19 protein-coding genes and 6 pseudogenes are annotated in these 21,372 nt (G+C 71.0%); 14 read left to right on the plus strand and 11 right to left on the minus strand.

Annotated features, from left to right (window positions below; translation table 11 throughout):
* The first annotated feature begins 89 nt into the window (after positions 1–89).
* The 6 genes from IPK24_10860 (at position 90) to IPK24_10885 (ending at position 5,490) form a co-directional block, all read left to right on the plus strand.
* On the plus strand, positions 90–1,370 hold the full coding sequence (locus IPK24_10860) for a VWA domain-containing protein (protein ID MBK8076050.1): 1,281 nt from the start codon (positions 90–92) through the stop codon (positions 1,368–1,370).
* A 76-nt stretch (positions 1,371–1,446) separates the two neighbouring features.
* Positions 1,447–2,295: an FHA domain-containing protein gene (locus IPK24_10865; GenBank protein ID MBK8076051.1), complete on the plus strand. Its 849-nt coding sequence runs from the start codon at positions 1,447–1,449 to the stop codon at positions 2,293–2,295.
* Between the two features lie 90 nt (positions 2,296–2,385).
* Positions 2,386–3,072, plus strand: a complete 687-nt coding sequence (locus IPK24_10870) for a response regulator transcription factor (GenBank protein MBK8076052.1) — start codon at positions 2,386–2,388, stop codon at positions 3,070–3,072.
* Entirely contained in the window at positions 3,062–4,180 is a 1,119-nt protein-coding gene (locus tag IPK24_10875) for a HAMP domain-containing histidine kinase (GenBank protein MBK8076053.1), read from the plus strand. Before IPK24_10870 ends, IPK24_10875 begins: the two co-directional genes overlap by 11 nt.
* 129 nt (positions 4,181–4,309) lie before the next feature.
* The gene (locus IPK24_10880) at positions 4,310–4,753 is read left to right on the plus strand and encodes a thioredoxin family protein (protein ID MBK8076054.1); all 444 of its coding nucleotides are present in this window, start codon (positions 4,310–4,312) and stop codon (positions 4,751–4,753) included.
* Positions 4,753–5,490 (plus strand): cytochrome C biogenesis protein, encoded by a 738-nt coding sequence (locus tag IPK24_10885; protein MBK8076055.1) that lies wholly within the window; start codon positions 4,753–4,755, stop codon positions 5,488–5,490. Before IPK24_10880 ends, IPK24_10885 begins: the two co-directional genes overlap by 1 nt.
* Before the next feature lie 18 nt (positions 5,491–5,508).
* Here IPK24_10885 and IPK24_10890 read toward each other — a convergent pair.
* A pseudogene (locus IPK24_10890) lies at positions 5,509–5,784 on the minus strand (helix-turn-helix transcriptional regulator).
* A 667-nt stretch (positions 5,785–6,451) separates the two neighbouring features.
* Here IPK24_10890 and IPK24_10895 point away from each other — a divergent pair.
* A complete protein-coding gene (locus tag IPK24_10895) occupies positions 6,452–7,117 on the plus strand; it encodes a TIGR03086 family protein (protein ID MBK8076056.1) in 666 nt (221 codons plus the stop codon).
* A gap of 1,130 nt (positions 7,118–8,247) precedes the next feature.
* Here IPK24_10895 and aqpZ read toward each other — a convergent pair.
* A pseudogene (gene aqpZ, locus IPK24_10900) lies at positions 8,248–9,106 on the minus strand (aquaporin Z).
* A gap of 222 nt (positions 9,107–9,328) precedes the next feature.
* Between aqpZ and IPK24_10905 the strand changes: the two are divergent.
* From IPK24_10905 to IPK24_10920, 4 genes and pseudogenes are all read left to right on the plus strand, one after another.
* Positions 9,329–10,543, plus strand: a complete 1,215-nt coding sequence (locus IPK24_10905) for an NADP-dependent isocitrate dehydrogenase (protein MBK8076057.1) — start codon at positions 9,329–9,331, stop codon at positions 10,541–10,543.
* An 82-nt stretch (positions 10,544–10,625) separates the two neighbouring features.
* Positions 10,626–11,614 (plus strand): annotated as a pseudogene (locus tag IPK24_10910) (malate dehydrogenase).
* Positions 11,615–11,728: 114 nt separating this feature from the next.
* Entirely contained in the window at positions 11,729–12,151 is a 423-nt protein-coding gene (locus tag IPK24_10915; protein ID MBK8076058.1) for a hypothetical protein, read from the plus strand.
* 186 nt (positions 12,152–12,337) lie between these two features.
* Positions 12,338–12,676 carry a hypothetical protein gene (locus IPK24_10920; protein ID MBK8076059.1) on the plus strand — a complete coding sequence of 113 codons (339 nt, stop codon included), beginning with the start codon at positions 12,338–12,340 and terminating at the stop codon, positions 12,674–12,676.
* Between the two features lie 103 nt (positions 12,677–12,779).
* On the opposite strand, the gene IPK24_10925 is transcribed toward IPK24_10920, so the two are convergent.
* The gene (locus IPK24_10925; GenBank protein ID MBK8076060.1) at positions 12,780–13,010 is read right to left on the minus strand and encodes a hypothetical protein; all 231 of its coding nucleotides are present in this window, start codon (positions 13,008–13,010) and stop codon (positions 12,780–12,782) included.
* Positions 13,011–13,310: 300 nt separating this feature from the next.
* Between IPK24_10925 and IPK24_10930 the strand changes: the two are divergent.
* The 3 genes and pseudogenes from IPK24_10930 to IPK24_10940 all read left to right on the plus strand — a co-directional run bounded on the left by IPK24_10930 (position 13,311) and on the right by IPK24_10940 (position 16,420).
* Positions 13,311–14,610, plus strand: a pseudogene (locus IPK24_10930) (serine hydroxymethyltransferase).
* Between the two features lie 4 nt (positions 14,611–14,614).
* Positions 14,615–15,487 (plus strand): annotated as a pseudogene (locus IPK24_10935) (bifunctional methylenetetrahydrofolate dehydrogenase/methenyltetrahydrofolate cyclohydrolase).
* A gap of 111 nt (positions 15,488–15,598) precedes the next feature.
* The gene (locus tag IPK24_10940) at positions 15,599–16,420 is read left to right on the plus strand and encodes an alpha/beta fold hydrolase (protein MBK8076061.1); all 822 of its coding nucleotides are present in this window, start codon (positions 15,599–15,601) and stop codon (positions 16,418–16,420) included.
* Positions 16,421–16,510: 90 nt separating this feature from the next.
* Here IPK24_10940 and IPK24_10945 read toward each other — a convergent pair whose 3' ends face one another.
* The 8 genes and pseudogenes from IPK24_10945 to IPK24_10980 all read right to left on the minus strand — a co-directional run bounded on the left by IPK24_10945 (position 16,511) and on the right by IPK24_10980 (position 20,922).
* Positions 16,511–16,753, minus strand: coding sequence for a hypothetical protein (locus IPK24_10945; GenBank protein MBK8076062.1), 243 nt, complete (start codon positions 16,751–16,753; stop codon positions 16,511–16,513).
* 52 nt (positions 16,754–16,805) lie between these two features.
* A complete protein-coding gene (locus IPK24_10950) occupies positions 16,806–17,210 on the minus strand; it encodes a CBS domain-containing protein (protein MBK8076063.1) in 405 nt (134 codons plus the stop codon).
* Positions 17,207–17,532: pseudogene (locus IPK24_10955) on the minus strand (P-II family nitrogen regulator). The gene IPK24_10950 and the pseudogene IPK24_10955 overlap by 4 nt, the downstream one beginning before the upstream one ends.
* A 25-nt stretch (positions 17,533–17,557) precedes the next feature.
* The gene (locus IPK24_10960; GenBank protein ID MBK8076064.1) at positions 17,558–18,475 is read right to left on the minus strand and encodes a DUF1538 domain-containing protein; all 918 of its coding nucleotides are present in this window, start codon (positions 18,473–18,475) and stop codon (positions 17,558–17,560) included.
* On the minus strand, positions 18,475–19,257 hold the full coding sequence (locus tag IPK24_10965) for a DUF1538 domain-containing protein (GenBank protein MBK8076065.1): 783 nt from the start codon (positions 19,255–19,257) through the stop codon (positions 18,475–18,477). The genes IPK24_10960 and IPK24_10965 overlap by 1 nt, the downstream gene beginning before the upstream one ends.
* A 184-nt stretch (positions 19,258–19,441) precedes the next feature.
* Positions 19,442–19,783 (minus strand): hypothetical protein, encoded by a 342-nt coding sequence (locus tag IPK24_10970; protein MBK8076066.1) that lies wholly within the window; start codon positions 19,781–19,783, stop codon positions 19,442–19,444.
* A 184-nt stretch (positions 19,784–19,967) separates the two neighbouring features.
* Positions 19,968–20,720 (minus strand): hypothetical protein, encoded by a 753-nt coding sequence (locus tag IPK24_10975; protein MBK8076067.1) that lies wholly within the window; start codon positions 20,718–20,720, stop codon positions 19,968–19,970.
* A complete protein-coding gene (locus tag IPK24_10980) occupies positions 20,698–20,922 on the minus strand; it encodes a hypothetical protein (GenBank protein MBK8076068.1) in 225 nt (74 codons plus the stop codon). The genes IPK24_10975 and IPK24_10980 overlap by 23 nt, the downstream gene beginning before the upstream one ends.
* Positions 20,923–21,372: the final 450 nt, after the last annotated feature.

Genomic DNA, 21,372 nt, shown 5'->3' on the forward strand with positions numbered 1-21,372 from the left:
CCCCGGATCCGGGCACGGTGTGATCGGATGTTCGTTGTCGTACCTGCATGGTCTGATCTGGGTATCGAGGGGATAGCGAGGTAGCTGACGTGGCCGAATTCACCGCCGACGTGTTCCAGAACGAGTTCCTGCCCGATGGCGGCACGGACGTGCACGCCGTGGTCACCGTCACCTGCTCGGGCGCCGGTGAGGCGGGGCGCGGTGAGGGCGGCGAGGCCGCCGAGATCATCATCGTCGACACCTCCGGCTCGATGCAGGGCGACAAGATCATCGCGGCCCAGACCGCGGCGGCGGCCGCTGTCGAGCAGATCCTGGACGGCACCTGGTTCGCGATCGTGGCCGGTACCGACGGCGCCAATCGGGTGTTCCCCTACCCCAACGCCGAGACCGCGATGGTGATGATGGAGCCCGGCGCCCGCGCCGAGGCCAAGCGGGCCGTCGGTCGGCTGGTCGCCGGTGGTGGTACCGCCATGGGGTCGTGGTTGCGGCTGGCCAAACGAATCTTCGAGAGCATGCCGCGGGCGACCCAGCGGCACGCCATCCTGCTCACCGACGGTCGCAACCAGAGCGAGCAGCCCGAGGTGCTGGCCGCCTCGGTGCGCGATGCGCAGGGCGTGTTCCAATGCGACTGCCGCGGCGCCGGGGTCGACTGGGACGTCGCCGAACTGCGGGGCGTGGCCACCGCCCTGCTGGGCACCGTCGACCTGATCCCGGACTCGGCGTCCATGCCGAGGGTGTTCGCCGAGCTGATGCAGCAGGCGATGAGCCGCGGCGTGGCCGATGCCCAGCTGCGGGTCTGGGCGCCACAGGGCGCTCAGGTGCTGTTCGTCCGGCAGGTCGCGCCGCAGGTCGAGGACCTGACCGGCCGCCGGATCGACGTCAATGCGCTCACCGCGGGGTTCCCGACCGGCGCCTGGGGTGACGAGTCCCGCGATTACCACGTCGCTGTGCGGTTGCCGGCCAAGCCCATCGGGTCCGAGCAGCTCGCGGCCCGGGTGCAGCTCGTGGTGCGTGACCAGGTGGTGGCCAGTTCGCTGGTGAAGGCCCTCTGGTCCGACAACGACGCGCTGACCACCCGGATCAACCCGGAGGTGGCGCACTACACCGGTCAGGCCGAGCTGGCCGAGGCCATCCAGGCAGGTCTGGCGGCGCGGTCCGCCGGCGACGAGGCGACGGCCCGGCTCAAGCTCGGTCGCGCCGTCCAGCTGGCCGAGGCCACCGGCAATGCCGAGGCCACCACCCGGTTGAAGAAGGTGGTCGACGTCGAGGACGCGGTGACCGGCAAGGTGGCGTTGAAGCGCAACGTCGACCGGCTCGACGAGATGGCGCTGGACACCAGCTCGACCAAGACCACCCGGGTCAAGAAGTAGCCGGGCGAGAAGCAGACAGCGGGCTGGACACGGTGGACACGGTGGAACACGGCAGGACACGGAGGGACACGCACGGATGAGCACCTACACCTGCCCGGACGGGCACACCTCGGCGGCGAGCGACTACTGCGACGTCTGCGGGGCGCCGATCGGCCCTGCCGCTCCGGGTGCCGCCGCGCCGAGCGCGGCCCCGCCCAGCCTGCCCGGCGCGGCCGCCGCCGGGTCCAGCCTCGACCTGGATTCCGCTGCTCCGGCCGCCCCGCCCGCCTCGGTCGCGGCGACCGATCAGGAGTGTCCGAACTGTGCCTCGACGCAGCCGGCGGCCGCCCTGTTCTGCGAGAGCTGCGGCTACGACTTCGTGACCGGGCAGATGCCCCGGCCGCTGGCTCCGCCGGATGGCGCTCCGCCCGCTCCGCAGGCAGTCGACGCCGGGTCGTCCGACCCTGCCGTGACGGTGCAGCCACCGCCGAGCGATCCGGCTCCGGCCCAGCTGCCGCCGACCGCACAGCCCCCGGACGGTATCGAGTGGGTGGTGGAGGTCTGGGTCGACCCCGACTGGCACGCCGCCCAGGACGTCGACGACCCGTGTCCGTCCGCCGGGATGCCCGTGGTGGTACCCCTGCGCCAGCGCAGCGTGCTGATCGGGCGGACCTCGACCAGCCGCAACATCCACCCGGAGGTCGATGTCACCGGTGACACCGGGGTCTCGCGTCGGCACGCGCAGCTCACCACCGACGGGCTGCGCTGGTGGATCGAGGACCTGGGCTCGGCCAACGGCACCTACGTGGGTGGCGCCGGCCAGCCACTGCCCACCGACCCGGTCTCGGGGCGGGTCGAGCTGACCGACGACGGCCGGATCTACCTGGGCGCCTGGAGCCGGCTCGTGGTGCGCAAGGCCTCGCCTGCGGAGCGCACCGCCGGCTGACGTGCCCCACCTGTGGTGGCTCCTTACCGGCTTCTTACGGGACGGCCGGGGCACGGCCCGCGGTGGGGCCGCGCGACCTAGGCTCGTGCAGTGACGAGCATCCTGCTGGTCGAGGACGACGCGACCGTCCGCGAGACGGTCGGCGTCTACCTGCGCCGGGCCGGGTACGAGGTGCGCTGCGTCGCCGACGGCGCGTCGGCGGTCGAGGAATTCGCGGCCCGCGGAGCCGACCTGGTGTTGCTCGACCTGATGTTGCCGCAGCTGGGCGGCTTCGACGTGCTTCGCCGGGTGCGGGCACTCCGACGCGAGACACCCGTGATCATGCTCACCGCCCGTGGCCAGGAACACGAACGCGTCCAGGGCCTGCAGGTCGGGGCCGACGACTACGTCACCAAACCGTTCAGCCTGCGCGAGCTCGAGCTGCGGGTGCGTTCGGTGCTGCGCCGCAGTGCGCCCTCCCCGCACCCGGTGGACGTCGTGGTCACCTCGGGAGACCTGACCGTCGACCTGGCCGGACGTCGGGTGCTGCGCGAGGGTGCGGAGCTGGCCCTGACCTCTCGCGAGTTCGATCTTCTGGCCTGGCTGGTACGTCACCCGGGCGTGGTGGCGGGGCGGGACCAGCTGATCCGTGAGGTGTGGGGTTGGGACGTGGGGGACGAGTCCACGGTGACCGTGCACGTGCGGCGGCTGCGGGAGAAGATCGAGCCGGACCCGTCCCGGCCGTCCCTCCTGGTCACCGTCTTCGGGCGCGGCTATCGCTGGGACGGTGACGCGTGAGGCGGCGACGCGTGAGGCGGATGCGATGCGACCCGAGCTGAGCGCCGTCCTGGTCTCCGCAGGAACCACCGCGGCCGTCGCCTCGGCCGGGGCGTTCGGGCTGTGGCGCCTGGCCTTCGGGCGCCCGGCCGCCGCGGCTCGGGCGGCCCCCGCTGTGGTCGTGGCGGCACTGGCCGCCGGGGTCGCGGTGGCCACCCGGGCCATGGTGGTCGCCGAGGACGACTACCGCACCGTGCTGTTCGTGCTCGCCGCCGGTGCGCCCCTGGCGGCGCTGATCGGCGTCCTGCTCGCTCGGCGAGTCTCGGCGATGGAGGAACATGCTGCCCGCGAGCGGGCCGATCGGCTGCGCGCCGAGCAGGTCGAGGAGAGCCGGCGGGAGCTCATCGGCTGGCTGTCGCACGACCTGCGGACCCCTCTGGCTGGGGTTCGGGCGCTCGCTGAATCGTTGCAGGAGAACGTGATCGACGATCCGACGAGCACCGGGGAGCGGATCGTGCGCGAGGTCGACCGGCTCAACGCCATGGTCGACGACATCGCCGAGCTGTCCCGGATGCACGGGATGCACGACCTGGCCGGCGGCCCGGTGCGCCCCCGCGAACGGGTGCGCGTCGACGATCTGGTCTCCGATGCGGTCGAGTCCGTCATGCCGCTCGCCGATGCCGCCGGGGTCGGTGTCGAGGCAGGTGCCCTGTGCGGCGCCGGCGCCGATCTCGACGTCGCCTCGGTGACCCGGGCGGTGATCAACCTGGTGCGCAATGCGGTGCAGCACAGCGCCCGCGCCGCGGTGCGGCACGGCACCGCCGGTGCACTGGTCACGGTCAGCACTCACCGCACCGGGCCCTGGATCGACATCGTGGTCGACGATGGGTGCGGCGGGATCCCCGAGGCGGACCTGCCCCGGGTGTTCGAGGCCGGCTGGCGAGGTGATCCTGCCCGCGGCGGCACCAGCCCATCGCTGCCCCTGGCCTGGGGCGGTGGTGGGCTGGGCCTGGGGTTGGCCATCGTCGCCGAGGTGGCCGGTGCCCATCAGGGGACGGTGAGCGTGGCCAACCGGGACGACGGCTCCGGCTGCACGTTCACCCTGCGCCTGCCCGCTGGCGACACCTGACCTCTTACGAGGTGATGACGGATCAGCCGTAGCGCTGGGGGATCGGCGGCTTTGCGCGTTCCCTGGGGACACCGAACCTGTCCCCCCTTGTGAGGAGAAGAGCCCGTGCGGATCACCGTGCTACCCCTGATGCTGGCCGCCACCCTGTCCCTGGCCGCCTGCGGATCGACCGCCGAGACGTCCCCGGCGGCGTCGGCGAGCGCCACATCGGCGGCCACGTCGGCGGCCGCGGCGGCACCCTCACCTGCCGCCTCGGCGATGCCGGCCGGGGCCTACCTGGCCCAGGCCGACTACGACAAGGACGCCGCGAGCCGCGCCGGCACGAAGGTCGTGTACTTCTTCCATGCCTCCTGGTGCCCCGATTGCCGAGCCACCGAGGCCTCGTTGACCGCCGATGGAGTACCGGCCGGGTTGACCGTGGTCAAGGTCGACTACGACACCGCCACCGACCTGCGCAAGACCTACGGCATCACCCAGCAGCACACCTTCGTCCAGATCGGCCCGGACGGCGCACAGCTGGCGAAGTGGACCGGCACCAAGACCGGTGAGGCGATCAAGGCCAAGACCCTCTGATGGAGGTACCCACCGCGTTGGTCGGGGCGCTGGTGGCGGGGGCGCTGACCGTGCTGGCCCCGTGCGCACTCTCGCTGCTGCCGGTGATCGTCGGCGGGGCCGTGTCCGGCGCGGCCGACGCGCGCGCCGTCCGCAGAGCACTGGTCATCACCGTCTCACTGGGGGCGTCGGTTGCCGCCTTCACCCTGCTGCTCAAGGCTTCCACGGCCCTCATCGACGTCCCGGTCTCGGCGTGGCGGTGGCTCAGCGGCGGCCTGCTGATCGCCCTCGGGCTGGCCGAGCTGCTGCCCGACGTCTGGAGCCGGATCACGGTGGTCACCGGTCTGGGGTCGCGCAGCGCCGGGGGGTTGGCGGCGGCGCACCGGCGTGGCGGCCTGGTCGGGGCGGTGCTCACCGGGGCCGCGCTCGGGCCGGTGTTCACCTCGTGCAGCCCGCTGTACGCCTATGTCGTGGTGACGGTGCTTCCCGCCGAACCCGTGCGGGGCCTGGTGCTGTTGGCCACCTACGTGAGTGGGCTGGTCGCCGTCCTGCTGCTGGTCGCGCTGCTCGGGCAGCGGGCGGTGCGCCGGCTGCGCTGGGCGGCCGATCCGCACTCACCGTGGCGGCGGGGACTCGGTGTGCTGTTCGTCGTGGTCGGGGTGCTGGTGGTGACCGGGCTGATGCAGGACGTCGAGACCTGGGTGCTCGACCACTCCCCGGTGGCCCCGTGGGAGATCGGGGCGGACATCGGCCGCTGACGCCGGGTTCGACTGACGGGCGCGGTACCGGCCCGGCGGCATCCCGAGGTGCGCCCGGACGTCGCGCGTGAGGTGCGCCTGGTCGCTGTAGCCGAGTTCGGCGGCCAGCTCGGCCCAGCCCGCCCAGCCCGGCCCGGGCGTCGCGAGCGAGGAGCCACCGGCGCGCTCGGCGGCCTCGATGATCCGCCAACGCCGGATCACCCAGGCCGGCCCGGCGCCGACGAACTCACCGAACAGTCGCTGCAGGGTGCGCACGCTCACCCCGGCCTCGGCGGCGAGCTGCTCGACCCGCATCACGCGCCGGTCGGTCTCGGCGATGCGCGCCACCCGCGCCACCTCGCGGGCTTGGGCCACGCGCTGCGGATCACGTCGGCGCACCACCGACTCCAGGGCCTCGCGCAGCAGGTCGATCCGGTCCGGTTCGATGCCGGCGTCGACGATGCGCGCCACCAGCGACCCGCCGTCGAGGCGCAACGCGTCGTCCAGGGTGAGTTGGTGGTCCGTGACGGCGCGCGCCGAGCGATCGATCAGAGCCCCCAACCCTCCGGTGGTGGTCTTGGCGGCCACCGTCCACCCCTCACCCACCAGGTGCCGCTGCGACATCCTGGTGATGAGCCCGTAGACCCGGCCGGCGGGTCGCTCGGCGCTGGCTCCCGTCTCGTCCGTGGTGCCGACGCTGATGTGGCCACTGGGGTGGTTCAACACCTGCTGCACGTGCTCGTGACCGTCGGGCAACTGCCAGCTCACCGCCCAGAACCACTCCACCAGACCCTCGAGCACCACGCCGGCGGGGTAGCGGTGCAGGGTGACGTAGCGGGCCATGGTCGCCGGGTCGACGATGCCCCGGGTGTCGGCCGGCAGCCGGGGTGGTGGCGAGTCGGTCATCGCCCCCAACCTAACGGCGGCGAGGTTGTCGCGAACCTTCAATCCGGTCGGTCCGGGTGCTGCCTACGGTGGGGGCATGACCAATGCGACCGACGAGATCCCGTACTTTCCGGCCATCGCTCCGGCCGTCTTCACCGATGGGGCGGCGACCGCCGCTCTGTTCCGGCCCGTTCTGGCAGACCTGGCCGAGGCGGTCGAGGTGCCGGACGCCGCGCTGCCCGCCCCGACCCCGTGCGCCTCGTTCACCGTGGCCGGTCTGCGCGACCACGTGTTGGGCTGGCTGCAGCACTTCGCGGTGGCGTTGTCCGATCCCGACCGCACCTCGCCCCGGTCGGATGCCGATGCCTACCGCGCCACCGATGACGAGCGGGCTCCCGCCGAGGTGGTCCGCGAGAGCGCCGCCCGCCTCGAGGCTGCCCTCGTGGGTGACGTGCTGGGCCGCCAGGTGGTGATGTCGACCTCGCGCATGGACGGGTCGGCCGTGGCGGCGATGGCGCTGGGGGAGTACCTGATCCACGGCTGGGACCTGTCGGTGGCCAGCGGCCGCCACTGGGCACCATCCGATGCGGCGTGCGATGCCGCCCGCGAGTTCTTCGAGGGCATGATCGCGCCCGAGTACCGCTCCGAGGACGGCGGTGGCGGATTCTTCGCTCCCGAGGTACCGGTTCCGGACGACGCCCCCGCGCTGCACCGTCTGCTCGGCTTCGCCGGCCGCAACCCCGCCTGGACCCCACCCGCCTGACCGGTCGCACCCCGACAACCCCGACAACCCCGACAAGCGGACAACGGCGGGATTTCGTGCGCTCTGGCGACACCGAATCCCGCCGTTGACGGTCGGCTGGTTATCCACAGCTGCGTGCGCGTCGTCCCACTGTCCACAGGCGCTCCGGCGAGCCGCCCGGCCTCGGGGTGGTTCGGGCAGGGTTCGGGGTGTGGGCGATGAGCGGCTGCGGATGGTCGTGACCCGTCTGGCCGCTGACCAGGCCGGTGTCATCGGTCGGGCACAGGCCCTCGACCTCGGGATGACCCCCGGCATGGTCCGGGCATTCCTCGACTCCAGCCGATGGCAGCGTGTCCACCCGGGCGTCTACGCGACCTTCACCGGCCCACTGCCGACCATGAGCCGCCTGTGGGCAGCGATCCTGTATTCCGGGCGCGATGCCGTGGTGGCGGGTGCAAGTGCGCTGTGGCTCGCCGGGGCCTTGGACGGGCCGCCGCAGCCCATCCGCATCGGCGTTCCCCATGGCCGGTCGGTGGTCCAGGTCCCCGGCGTCCTGATCGTCGGCAGTCGATGCCTGGGCACTCGGCCGCGTCCGGCTGCCTGCCCGCCGCGTCTGGCGGCCGAGGACGCGCTGCTGGCCGAAGTCGGTGCACTGACGAGTGTCGACGCGGTGGTCGGTCTGGTGCTCCAGGTGCTACAACGCCGCGTCACGACCCCACAGCGGCTGCGGGCCGCCCTCGCCGAGCGGCAACGGCAACGGTGGCGGTCGCTGATCCTCGACCTGACCGAAGAGGCTGCGGACGGCGTCCAATCTCGGCTCGAGTACTGCTTTCGGCGTGACGTGGAGCGTCGTCACGGTCTGCCGCGCGGGGAGCGCAACGTCGCCGAGACCGTTGTCGCCGACGGCTCGTCCGGGTCGACCCGCCGGTACCGCGATGTCCGCTATCGAGCCCACCACCTGGTCGTCGACTTGGACGGCGCGCGGGCTCACCCGGCAGAGGACGCCTGGCTGGATCGTCGACGAGACAACGACCTCGTGATCAGCGGTGATCGGACACTGCGCTACGGCTGGCGCGAGGTGGGCGGGCAGCCGTGCACGGTGGCGGTCAGGTCGGGGCCGCCCTCCAGGTGGGCGGCTGGACCGGTCACCCTCACCGGTGTGGCCCCACCTGCCGCCTCCCCAGGGTGCCCGACTGACAACGGCGGGATTCCGTGCGCTCTGGCGACACCGAATCCCGCCGTTGACGGGTGGAAGGGATTACCTGCGGGTCTTGCCCTCGATCTTGACCACGTTGTGCCTCGCCGGTGATCAGGCCGTAGGTGGCGCCGGCGATCACGGCACCGACGACGGGGCCACCCAGAACAGCCACAGTTGCTGCAGCGCCCATGGGTCAGCAAACAGCGCCACACCGGTGCTGCGCGCCGGGTTCACCGAGGTGTTGGTCACCGGGATCGAGATCAGGTGGATGAGCGTCAGCGCCAGACCGATGGCGATGGGGCGAAGCCCACCGGGGCGCGCCCGTCGGTGGCGCCCAGGATCACGTAGAGGAAGAACGCCGTGAGCACGATCTCGATCACGAGCGCCGCCAGCATGGAGTACTTGCCCGGGGAGTGGTCGCCGAAACCGTTGGCCGCGAAGCCGGCAGCCCGGACGGCAGCCCGGTCGAAGCCGGTCTGCTGGCTCGCCACCACCCAGAGTGCGCCGGCAGCGGTCGAGCCCGCGATCACCTGGGTGATGACGTAGGCCGGAACGTCCTTCCACCCGAAGCGCCTGGCCATGGCCAGACCGACGGTGACGGCGGGATTGAAGTGGCCGCCCGAGACGTGGCCGACGGCGTAGGCCATCGTCAGCACGCTCAAGCCGAAGGCGATCGACACGCCGAGCAGGCCGACGCCCACGTCGGGGAAGGCCGCGGCGAGCACGGCCGTGCCGCACCCGCCGAAGACCAGCCAGAACGTCCCCAGGAACTCGGCGCCCAGACGCGATGACAAGGCGGGTGTCGTGGTCATCGGGATCCCCTCTCGAATCAGTGACAGTGGGCCGGGTGAGTCATCGGCCCCAGTGTGATCCTCTTTGGGGTGGTCGTGCGGCAGGATCGCCGCCGTTCGGCGACATCCGGGCCGCACGTGCGCAAACGCACACCCGGTATCGGCTCGCGGATCGACCCGCTGGCTAGGCTGCACCCCACCGACAAGTGCGTCCCGCCAAGTGTGCCCGAAGGAGAGCCGCCCGTGGCCAAGATCAAGGTCGCCAACCCAGTCGTCGAGCTCGATGGCGACGAGATGACCCGCATCATCTGGCAGTTCATCAAGGACCGGCTGATCCACCCGTACCTCGACATCGACCTGAAGTACTACGACCTGGGCATCGAACACCGGGACGCCACGGACGACCAGGTCACCATCGACTCGGCCAACGCCATCAAGCAGTACGGCGTCGGGGTCAAGTGCGCGACCATCACCCCGGACGAGGCCCGCGTCGAGGAGTTCAAGCTCAAGAAGATGTGGGTCAGCCCCAACGGCACGATCCGCAACATCCTCGGTGGTGTGGTGTTCCGTGAGCCGATCATCATCAGCAACATCCCGCGGCTGGTGCCGGGCTGGACCAAGCCCATCGTCATCGGTCGTCACGCCCACGGTGACCAGTACAAGGCCACCAACTTCAAGGTGCCCGGTGCGGGTCAGCTGACCATCACCTTCACCCCCGAGGACGGCTCCGAGCCGATCCAGCACGTCGTGGCGAACTACGGCCCCGACGGTGGTGTCGCGATGGGCATGTACAACTTCAACAAGTCCATCGAGGACTTCGCCCGGGCGTCCTTCGCCTACGGCCTGCAGCGCGGCTACCCGGTGTACCTGTCGACCAAGAACACGATCCTCAAGGCGTACGACGGCGCCTTCAAGGACATCTTCCAGCAGGTGTTCGACGCCGACTTCAAGGCCGAGTACGACGCGGCCGGCCTGACCTACGAGCACCGCCTGATCGACGACATGGTCGCTGCGGCGATGAAGTGGGAGGGCGGCTACGTCTGGGCCTGCAAGAACTACGACGGTGACGTGCAGTCCGACACCGTGGCGCAGGGCTTCGGCTCGCTCGGTCTGATGACCAGCGTGCTGATGACCCCGGACGGCAAGACCGTCGAGGCCGAGGCCGCCCACGGCACGGTCACCCGGCACTTCCGCCAGCACCAGCAGGGCAAGCCGACCTCGACCAACCCGATCGCCTCGATCTACGCCTGGACCGGTGGCCTGAAGCACCGCGGCAAGCTGGACGGCACACCCGAGGTCACCGCGTTCGCCGAGCGGCTGGAGCGGGTCTGCATCGAGACCGTCGAGAGCGGCAAGATGACCAAGGACCTCGCGCTGCTGGTCGGTCCCGACCAGGCCTTCCTGACCACCGAGGGCTTCCTGGCGGCGCTGGACGAGAACCTGCAGGCCTCGTCCTGATCGCTGCGGCACGCCCTTCGGTCGACCTGCCCGCGGTCGATGCCCCCTGACGTCTGTACCACCCGTGAACGAAGGAGTTCTGATGAGCAAGGCCCCCGTCAAGGTCACGGTCACCGGCGCTGCCGGTCAGATCGGTTACGCGTTGCTGTTCCGGATCGCCTCCGGCGCGCTGCTCGGCCCGGACACCCCGGTCGCCCTGCGGCTGCTGGAGATCCCGCAGGCCGTGAAGGCGGCCGAGGGCACCGCGATGGAACTGAACGACTGCGCCTTCCCGCTGTTGAGTTCGATCGACATCTTCGACAACCCGACCGCGGGGTTCGAGGGTGCCAACGTCGGCCTGCTGGTCGGCGCCCGGCCGCGTACCGCCGGCATGGAGCGGGGCGACCTGCTCGAGGCCAACGGTGGCATCTTCGGCCCACAGGGCAAGGCCATCAACGATGGTGCTGCCGATGACATCCGGGTGCTGGTGGTGGGCAATCCGGCCAACACCAACGCGCTGATCGCTGCGGCCTCGGCACCCGACGTGCCGAACACGCGGTTCACCGCGATGACCCGGCTCGACCACAACCGGGCACTGGCCCAGTTGTCCGAGCGCACCGGTGCTCCGGTGACGGCGATCAAGAACATGACCATCTGGGGCAACCACTCGGCGACCCAGTACCCGGACGTGTTCCACGCCACCATCGACGGCCGCCCGGCCGCCGAGGTCATCAACGACCAGGCGTGGCTCGAGAGCACCTTCATCCCGACCGTGGCCAAGCGCGGCGCGGCGATCATCGAGGCCCGCGGGGCGTCGTCCGCGGCCTCGGCGGCGTCCTCGGCGATCGACCACGTGCACGACTGGGTGCTCGGCACCCCGGACGACAGCTGGACCTCGGCCGCCATCGCGTCAGACGGTTCGTACGGCGTGCCGGAGGGTCTGATCTCCTCGTTCCCGTGCCGCTCCGTCAACGGCGAGTGGCAGATCGTGCAGGGCTCGAGATCTCCGAGTTCTCCCGTGGCCGGATCGACGCCTCCGTGGCCGAGTTGGCCGAGGAGCGCGACGCGGTCGCCAAGCTGGGTCTGATCTGATCAGCTGAATCACCCTGCGGCCCCGGTCACCCGACCGGGGCCGCAGTGCTGTGAGCCGACAGTTCCCCTGACAGGCCCATCCAGCCGAGCGCGACAACGCCCGATGCCCCACAGGTGAGGCTCAGCCGGACGACGGCCGCGGCCGCCCTGGTGATCGTGGCGGCCGGTTCGTCGGTGGCCCTGGCGCCGCCGTCCTCGGCACGGACCGCCGGGACGACGCCCGGTTCGGCCGGCGTCATCGAGGCGGCGGTGCTGTACGGCACGCCGCGGCTCGGGGCACGGTCCACGGTGACCGCGATGGCCTTCGTCCGGGTGCCGCGGGCCACCCAGGGCAGCATCTCTCTGACTCTGGGTCGGCAGACCTGCACCGGTCGGGCGTGGTCCCGGCCGGCCGGTCCCGGCTCTCGGTCGTGTGCCGCGACGCCTGCGGCGGCGACGGTGCCCGCGCTGGCCGGTGCCGTGCGGGTCACCCTCGACCGCGTGGACGCCGGCCGGATCAAACGGTCCACCGAACCGGTCGGCCCAGCCTGGCGCTGAGCGACGGCCCGGCCCTGGCCGACCAGGTCGCCGCAGCTCGGTGGAGTGCCGTCGTGGCCCGGCTGCGCGCAGCGGCGGCCCCGGCGGCGACGACGGTCAGGCGGCGACGACGGTCAGGGCTCAGGGTGCCGGCTACGTGACGGCGGCGGCGTTCACCCCCACGGCCGCGAACGCGGCCGCTCAGGTGTGGCAGCAGGGGGGTACGGCCTCGGGACGGCCTGGGACGCCTTCGGCGACGGCACCCGCAACCCGGCGTCCACGACCTACACCGTGACCACCGCCGGACACGTGGGCTGGGTGCTGCTCGAGGCGCGCAAGAACGATGCGGACGGCGGTGCGTTGAACGGGGCCATCGATGCCCTGCTGGCGATGCCGCGACTCGATCAGGGCGCTGCCTGGCGTACTCGAACTCGCGGTACGACCGGGCGAAACCCTGTGTCTACAACGTGTCCCACGGGGCGGCGGCGTTCCTGGTGCAGGCTCGGGCACTGTCCACCCACCGCGCCGGCGAGGTCGATGCCCTGATCGCCGCGCTGCGCTCGGGGCTGCGTCGGGGGTATGACCCGGCTACCGGGTACTGGCGCTACAAGGCCGGTGACCGGGTGGCTCAGGACATCTCGCACCAGATCTACACCGCCCGCAGCGTGGACGTCGTCGACCCGACCTTCGGGGCGGTCGCGCGGATGATGGCCCGGCCCTGGTGGCGCCAACCGGGCGGGATGCGCCAGCGCTCGGTCGACGTCGCCTCGGCGATGCTGGACGTCGCCACGGACTGCGCCCGGGCGCGCTCGCCGGCCGTGCTGCTCGGCGTGGAACGCGCAGCAGGTGCCGGCGCGCCGGCCTTCACGGTGGTGGGCATGTCGAACCTGGCCGACGAGATCCGGCAGAGCTGCTTGGCTGACCTGTTGCGTATCGCGAGACGGATTGCGATGGACACAACGTCTGGGGTGGACGAGGAGCCTCGCCCCTGGTGCACTGTGCTCGGGAGCAACACCGGGATCCGTGCTCGAGTGCCACGGCGGGTTAGACTCGCGCGTGCCGCGACTGGCGTAGGTGGGCCACCACCGGGGAGCGGCGCGTGTCGTGTCCGAGGGTCGTCCGCCTGGGCCCGGGCCGTGAACTGTTGCCCGCCGAGGTTCGATGTCACGAGGAGCTCCCCATGCCGGACCAGCACGTCGCCACTTCCGTCTCGCACACCGTTGCGCCGCTGTCCGAGATCGACCCCGAACTCGCTGCCATCCTCGACGGTGAACTGTCCCGTCAGCGCGGCACGCTCGAGATGATCGCGAGCGAGAACTTCGCGCCGCGCGCCGTGCTCGAGGCCCAGGGCAGCGTGTTGACGAACAAGTACGCCGAGGGGTACCCGGGGGCAAGCGGTACTACGGCGGCTGCGAAGAGGTCGACAAGGCCGAGCGGCTGGCCGTCGCCCGGGTCAAGGCCCTCTACGGAGCCGCCTACGCCAACGTGCAGCCGCACTCCGGTGCGCAGGCCAACGCCGCGGCGATGCACGCCCTGATCCGGCCCGGTGACGGCATCCTCGGCCTGGAGTTGGCCCACGGTGGGCACCTGACGCACGGCATGAAGATCAACTTCAGCGGCCGGCTCTACACCGTCGCCTCCTACGGCGTCGACCCGCAGACCTTCCGGATCGACATGGACGTGGTGCGGGCCAAGGCGCTCGAGCACCGGCCCAAGCTGATCATCGCCGGCTGGTCGGCCTACCCGCGGCAGCTCGACTTCGCGGCCTTCCGCGCGATCGCCGACGAGGTGGGCGCGCTGCTCATGGTCGACATGGCGCACTTCTCCGGGCTGGTGGCGGCGGGCCTGCACCCCAACCCGGTGCCGCACGCCCACGTCACCACCTCGACCACGCACAAGACGTTGGCCGGCCGCGGGGCGGCATGATCCTGTCGGGCACCGAGGACCACGCCAAGGTGTTCCAGTCGGCGGTCTTCCCCGGCCAGCAGGGCGGACCGTTGATGCACGTGATCGCGGCCAAGGCGGCGGCGTTCGGGGTGGCGGGCACGCCCGAGTTCGCCGAACGGCAGCAGCGCACGATCCGCGGCGCGCAGATCCTCGCCGAGCGACTCAGCGCGGGCGATGCCCAGCAGGCCGGCGTCTCGGTGCTCACCGGTGGCACCGACGTCCACCTGGTGTTGGTCGACCTGCGCAACTCCACCCTGGACGGCCAGCAGGCCGAGGATCGGCTGCACGAGGTCGGCATCACGGTCAACCGCAACGCGGTGCCGTTCGACCCCCGACCGCCGATGGTGACCTCCGGGCTGCGGATCGGGACGCCGGCACTGGCGACCCGCGGCTTCGGCGACGGCGAGTTCACCGAGGTGGCCGACATCATCGCCGCCGCGCTGCAGCCGACCTGCGACGTCGCGGCGCTGCGGTCTCGGGTCGACAAGCTGGTCGAGGCGTTCCCGCTGTACGCCGACCTCGAGAAGTGGTGACGCGATGACCGCTCGCATCCTCGACGGCAAGGCGACCGCGAAGGCCGTCAAAGCCGAACTCGCCCAACGGGTTGCCGCGCTCGCCGAGCGCGGCATCCGGCCCGGGCTGGGTACTGTGCTGGTCGGGGAGGACCCAGGCAGCCACGCCTACGTCGCGGGCAAGCACCGCGACTGTTCCGAGGTGGGCATCGCCTCGATCCGGGTCGACCTCCCGGCCACAGCCACCCAGGCGGACGTCGAGCAGGCCGTCGCCCGGCTCAACGCCGACCCCGCGTGCACCGGCTACATCGTGCAGCTGCCGCTGCCGAAGGGGCTCGATGCGGACGCCGTGCTGGGAGCTGATGGATCCCGACAAGGACGCCGACGGGCTGCACCCGACCAACCTCGGCCGCCTGGTGCTCAACGTGAGCCGGCCGATGGCCTCGCCGCTGCCGTGCACGCCGCGCGGCATCGTCGAACTGCTGACCCGGCACGGGGTGTCGCTGAAGGGCGCCGAGGTGTGTCGTGGGCCGCGGCGTCACCGTGGGCCGCCCGCTGGGGTTGTTGCTCACCCGCCGAGACGTCAACGCCACCGTGACCTTTGTGCCACACCGGGACGACGGACCTCGCCGCGCACGTGGCCAAGGCCGACGTCGTGGTCGCCGCGGCAGGTGTGCCGGGCATCATCACGGCCGACATGGTCAAGCCGGGGGCGGCGGTGCTGGACGTCGGCATCACCCGGGTCGAGCGCGACGGCGGGGCCAGCCTGGTCGGGGACGTCGCGCCCGCCGTCCGGGAGGTCGCCGCCTGGGTGGCGCCGATGCCCGGCGGGGTCGGCCCGATGACCCGGGCGATGCTGATCAGCAACGTGGTCGAGGCCGCCGAGCGCCAGGCCTGAGCGGGACGTCGGAGGACGACACGTGAGGGTGCCTCGGGGAGGACGATCCGGCGGCTGCTCGCCGTCCTGGTGTTGCTCGGTGGTGTGGGCGGGCCGTGGGTGGCGGGCAGCGTGCTGACCCGGTCCACCACCTCGGACGTGCCCGCTGCCGTCGCACCGACTCAGGACGTGCGGTTGCGGTCGGCGGACGGGCTGTCCCTCGCCGGCACCTACTGGCCCGGCGATCGGTCCGGCAATCGGTCCGGTGCCGGCGCGGCGGCCCCGGGGCTGCTGTTGCTGCACGGCAACAACTCCTCGCGGGCGGTGATGGCGGGCAACGCGGCCTGGTTCGCCCGCCAGGGGTACGCCGTCCTGACGATCGACCTGCGGGGTCACGGCGAGTCCGCGGCGGCCGAGCACTCCTTCGGCCTGCTGGAGTCGCGTGATGCCTGGGCCGGCTACCGCTGGCTGCAGCAACGTCAGAACGGAGCGCCGGTGGGCATCGTCGGGGTCTCGCTCGGTGGGGCGGCCACCCTGATCGGCGACGAGGGGCCGATCCCGGCGCCGGCCATCGTGCTGCAGGCGGTCTACCCCGAACTGCGCCAGGCCACGGCCCATCGCCTGCGTTCCGTGCTGGGGCCAGTGCTGGCGACGGCGCTCGAACCCACGTTGAGCTATCAGTCCTACCCGCGCCTCGGGGTCGCCCCAGGGCGGTTGTCACCCGTGACGGTGATCGCCGGGGCTCACTCGTCGTTCCTGGTGATCGGCGGGCTCGACGATGTCCACACGCCGCCGGCCGACACCGAGGCCATGGTGGCAGCGGCACCGAAGGGGACCCAGGTGTGGTGGGTGCCCGACCTCGATCACGCCGCCTTGAGCGGGCTGGAGAGCGACGCCTACCGGCAGCAGGTGGAGCAGTTCTTCGATGCGAGGCTGCGCGGCGTCACGGGGTGAGCCAGCGCCGGAAACCGCGCACCAGGCCTCGAGTCCGCTCGAGTGGCGGTGTTCCGGTGCGCCCTCGGCCACCATGTCCAGCCGGGCGTGTCACTGCGCCCGCTCGGCGGAACGGTTCCAGCTGTCGATGCCCGCCTCGGACTCGAACTGCAGCACCACCTGGTACTCGCCCGAGACCTCGGCCGGCGGAATGATCTGGGCGCCGACGAAGCCCGGGTGCTGTTGACGTCCTCGAACATGCCGGCCAGCAACGCCTCGTAGGCGGGGGCGCACCCCGGCTTGGCCCGCCGGGTGGCGATGCGGACGACAGGGGTCGACGAGGTCACGGGTCAACAGTGGCGCACTCGGCGCGTCGGGTGTCCGGCCGTCCTGGATTGTGTGCGGGTCACAGGGTGCGCAGCATGCCCTTGAAGACCAGATCGGTATAGCTGACCAGGCCGATGATCTCGCCCCGCTGCGCCACGGGCGCCCGGGACAGGCCGAACTTGTCGAACAGCCTGGCGCAGTAGCGAATGTCCATCGTGGGTGAGACGGTCAGCACCGGCTTGGACATGATCTCGTAGATGTCCACTCGCTCCGGTGACCGATTCGTGGCCAACACGTGGCGGGCGATGTCGGACAGCAGCACGATGCCGTACTCGTCCTCGGGGTGGCGTTTGTCGATGATCAGGCACTTGGTGTCGACGTGCTTCATGGTGCGCAAGGCGTCGGCGACGCTGGTCTGGCCCTGCACGATGTCGACGTGCCGCTTCATCACGTCGTTGACCCGGATCACGGGGTGAGTGCTCACAGTTCGTCCTCCACGGTGTAACGGAGCTTCTGGGTCTGATGGGTGACACCGACGGCGTCCTCGACGTCGATCTGAATGGCGATGCCGTTACCCGGCTCTTCCTCGAAGCGGCCCACCCGGGCGATGTGCTCGAGGATCCGGCGACTCAGGTGCTCCTCGACCAAGAGCAGGATCAGGTCTCGGTTGCTGTCCAGGTCGAGGCCGAAGAAGGTCTTGGCCGGCTCGAGTCCTTCGCCTCGCGCCTGTTCCACCACCGTGGCCCCCGTGGCCCGGCCCCGCGGGCCGCGGTCAGCACGCGATCCGTGTGCTCGTCCTCGACCATCGCGATGATCAGTTTGAAGTGAACGTCATACCGTCCTGTTCTCGGGGGTGGCGGGGGGCTGAGAGATGCGTTCCGGCTGTGGAATCGGGGCGGGCCGGAACACGGGGTGGGGGATGGGTCGCGAACGGGGCGGCCGCAGCGCCGGAGCCAGTCTGCTCGTTCCCGTTCCGTTGGCACCCGACGACCTGCCTCGTTGCGCACGCCAGTGGCCCAGTTGCGCGTAGGCCATCACCGTCATCATGGGGAACAGACTCGCAAAGGCGATGAGCCCGAACCCGTCCAGCACCGGATTGCGTCCAGGCACGGTACTGGCCAACCCCAATCCCAGGGCAGCCACCAGCGGCACGGTCACGGTCGAGGTGGTCACCCCTCCGGTGTCGTAGGCCAGGGCGATGATCGAACGGGGCGCGAACAAGGTCTGGAGGGAGACCAGCACGTAGCCGGTGATGATGTAGAACGGCAGTGGGGTTCCGGTCACGATCCGGAAGGCGCCCAGGCTGATGCCGATCGCCACCCCCAGGGCCACGGCGACCCGCAACGCCACGGCGCTGATCGTTCCGCCGGAGACGTGTTCGGCCTTGAGGGCCACCGCCATCAACGCTGGCTCGGCCACCGTGGTCGAGAAGCCGATCAGGGCGGCGAACAGGTAGACCCATCCGTAGTCCGTCCACGTCACCGGGCCCGGACGGCCACCGCTCACCAACGTGGGGTCCGTGAGCTGTTCGGCCATCAACCGCCCGAGGGGGAACAGGGCGTCGTCCAGACCGGCCAGGAACAGCACCATGCCGACCAGCACGAGGGCGAATCCGACCAGGACACGGCGCAGGTGTGGCACCGGCCGCCGCAGCACGACCAGCTGGAACCCGAGCAGGACGGTGGCGATCGGCAGGATGTCTCGCAGTGTTCCGAGCAGGCCGACGCCCAACTCGTGCACGAACTGCATCATCTCGCCACCATCCCGTAGCCCATGACGAAGATCATCGGCGTCAGGGATGCGAACGCGATGAGCCCGAACCCGTCGATCATCGGGTTGCGGCCCTTGATCGAGGAGGCCAGGCCGACCCCGAGAGCGGTGACCAGCGGAACGGTCACGGTTGATGTGGTCACGCCCCCGGCGTCGTAGGCGATGCCGATGATCTCGGGCGGGGCGAAGAACGTCGCGGCCACGACGCCGAGATACCCACCGATGACCAAGCGCTGCACCGGCCAGCCCTTGATGATCCGGACGACGCCGAGCACGATCGCCGAGCCGACCGACAGTGCGACGGTCAGCCGCAGGCCGAAGGCGTAGCCGGCTCGGGCCTCGGCCGTCTGCTGAATCACCGAGCCCTCGGCCGCGACGCGCGCCGCTTCGCCGGCGATGGCGATCAGCGCAGGCTCCGCGACGGTGGTGGTGAATCCGAGGGCGAACGCGAACGCGGCGAGCCAGTAGATGTTGCCCTTGCGGGCGAATCCGTGGGCCATGGTCTCGCCGATCGGGAACAGGCCGAGTTGCAGGCCGCGAAGGAACAAGGCGAGGCCGAGCACCACCATCACCGCGCCGGTCAGGATCTGCTCCAGGTGGGGTAACCGTTGCCGCAGCACGACGGCTTGGAAGAACGCGACCACGAGAACGATGGGTAGTAGATCGCGCCCGCTGTCGCGAACGTCGTGGGCGAGTTCGGTGAGCAGGGTTCGGAGCGAGCCGTGGTCACGGGTGGGCGGGGCATGAGAAGAGACAGACATGATCGACCGTCCTGGTGTCGATGGCAGGCGGCAGCGCGGCGCGGATGGCATCGATCACGCAGATCGGCCACCTGGCCTCGGGCATGCCGGAAGAGAGCGAGAACCCTGGGCGGAGCTGGTGAGCCCTGTAGCGGCTCACGCCAGGGCGTGCCCAGTGGGACTGTGCACTGGTTGGCGGACGAACTCAGATGAGCGGCGGGGGCGCCCGGGCGGGCGTGACATCGGCCCCGTAGCGGGCACGACCACCGATGAGGGCAGCACCAGCCGCTGATCGGGTGCCGGCGAGGGTGGCCAGCAGGACGACCAGGGCCAGGCCCAGGAGCAGCGGACGGTCCTGAACCCGCGAGTGCGTCAGGTGCTGGCGGGAGGCAGCGGCCAGCAGGCGCTGGGAGTGGTGAACGGCGTAGATCAGGTCGCTGGGGCGCGGCGCCAGTGCCAGGGATCGCACGGGCAGATCCCGGCGTCCGACGGCTGCCTGCTGTGGCGTCGTCATGGCTGTCGTCGCGGCGTCGGCCGCGTCGGCCACCTGCAGGACGGTGACGCGCCCCGAGCCGGCGCTGTCGGCGCCGCCTGAGTCGATCCGGCGCCGGCCCCGGCCAGCAGGAAGATCAGGAGAGCGAGGAGCCCGCCGAGTGGATGGCGGCCCTGGTGCCGCCGCGCCGACGGGCCCGACCCAGATCGACGGCGCGATGGGCGCTGCCGATCGATGGTCATGCCGAGGACTCCGCTCGCAGGTCGGGCAACAGTGCAGGACGCCGATCTTCGGGATGGCTGGTCAAAGGGGATGGTTGGAGGATGTCCTGTTCCGGGTCTGGACTCGCCGGGACGTTCGGCCCCGGACGATGCGGCGTCCGTTCCGCGAGCAGGGAACGGACGCCGCCGGGGGTCAGCCGTCGAGCCGCAGCGTGGCCACCACCCCCGCGTGATCCGAGGCCCACAGCGGCGCCGCCGTCGTCCGGAACGGGACACCACCCACGAGCCGTGAGGTCACCGGGCGCACCCCGTGCCGACCGAGCACGCAGATCGATGCGCGTCGCCGCCTGCGATGTGCCGTTGGTCAGGGTCTCGTTCTGGCAGCACGACAGTCCGGTGCCGAGCGTCGCAGGATTCCAGGCGTCGCGGAACGAGGCGGTCAACAGCGCGTAACTGCGGGTGGTCGACCCGTCGGCGGCGGAGTTGAAGTCGCCGGTGGCGATCACCGCGCCGCGCGAGCGGGCCGGCCCGGCCAGGAACTCGGCCGTCTGGGCCTCCTGAACGGCGGCGAAGTCCTCGGTCTCGAGGTGGGTGTTCACCATCCGGAAGCGCTCTCCCGCATACGATCCCTCGATCGAGGCCCACCCCCGGTCGAACGACACCGGCGAGCTGCCGGGCACCGGCGGGGTGAACGTCTGCTGTGCGGTGTAGTTGCCGCTCTTTGCTCCCCACCACCGCAGCCGCCGGTCACCGGCATCCGCCAGGATCACGTCCCGGTCCTTCAGGGTCACCAGGCAGGCGCCCACCACGGTCGACCCACGGGGACACCAAGGGCACCGGGCCGATGTTCGCGTTGGCCGAGGTGGCCGCCACCCGGTAGTTCAGCCCGCGCGCGACCAGCGCCGACTGCAGCGTTGTCAGGAAGTCCAGGGTCGCCGGGACGCCGGGCCCCGACGTCTCCCAGACGCTCACCTCCTGCAGCCCGATCAGTTGCGGCCGAGTCGCTTTGATCTCGTCCGCCAAGGGCCTCGGCCCGCGTCGGGAAGTCGGTGAACTGCGCGGTCCCGTAGATCTTCGCGACCGCGCCGAGGAAGGACGGCGTATCGGTGGCGGTCAGCGCCGGGGTCAGACTCGCCCCGAGATAGAGATTGCGGGTCATCACCCGCACCGTGGGGTTCGCGTGCGCCTGAGCCGGGGCGGCGGCGGTGAGCATCGTGGCAGCTGCCAACGTTGCGGCGCCGATCGCCATCGCTCGACGGCGCCGAATGAATGACACGGCGAAGTGCAATGGTCGACGGTGTGTGACGGTCATGGTCGTTCTCCTGAGGGTGCGGGGTGACTCACCCTGAACTTCGACCTCGCTCAGGTCAAGGCATGTAACCCGCAGTACGCCCGTCTGGACGCATGGTGACCAAAACCTTT

Source organism: Kineosporiaceae bacterium (assembly GCA_016713225.1).
In the GTDB taxonomy this organism is placed as follows: Bacteria; Actinomycetota; Actinomycetes; order Actinomycetales; family Kineosporiaceae; genus JADJPO01.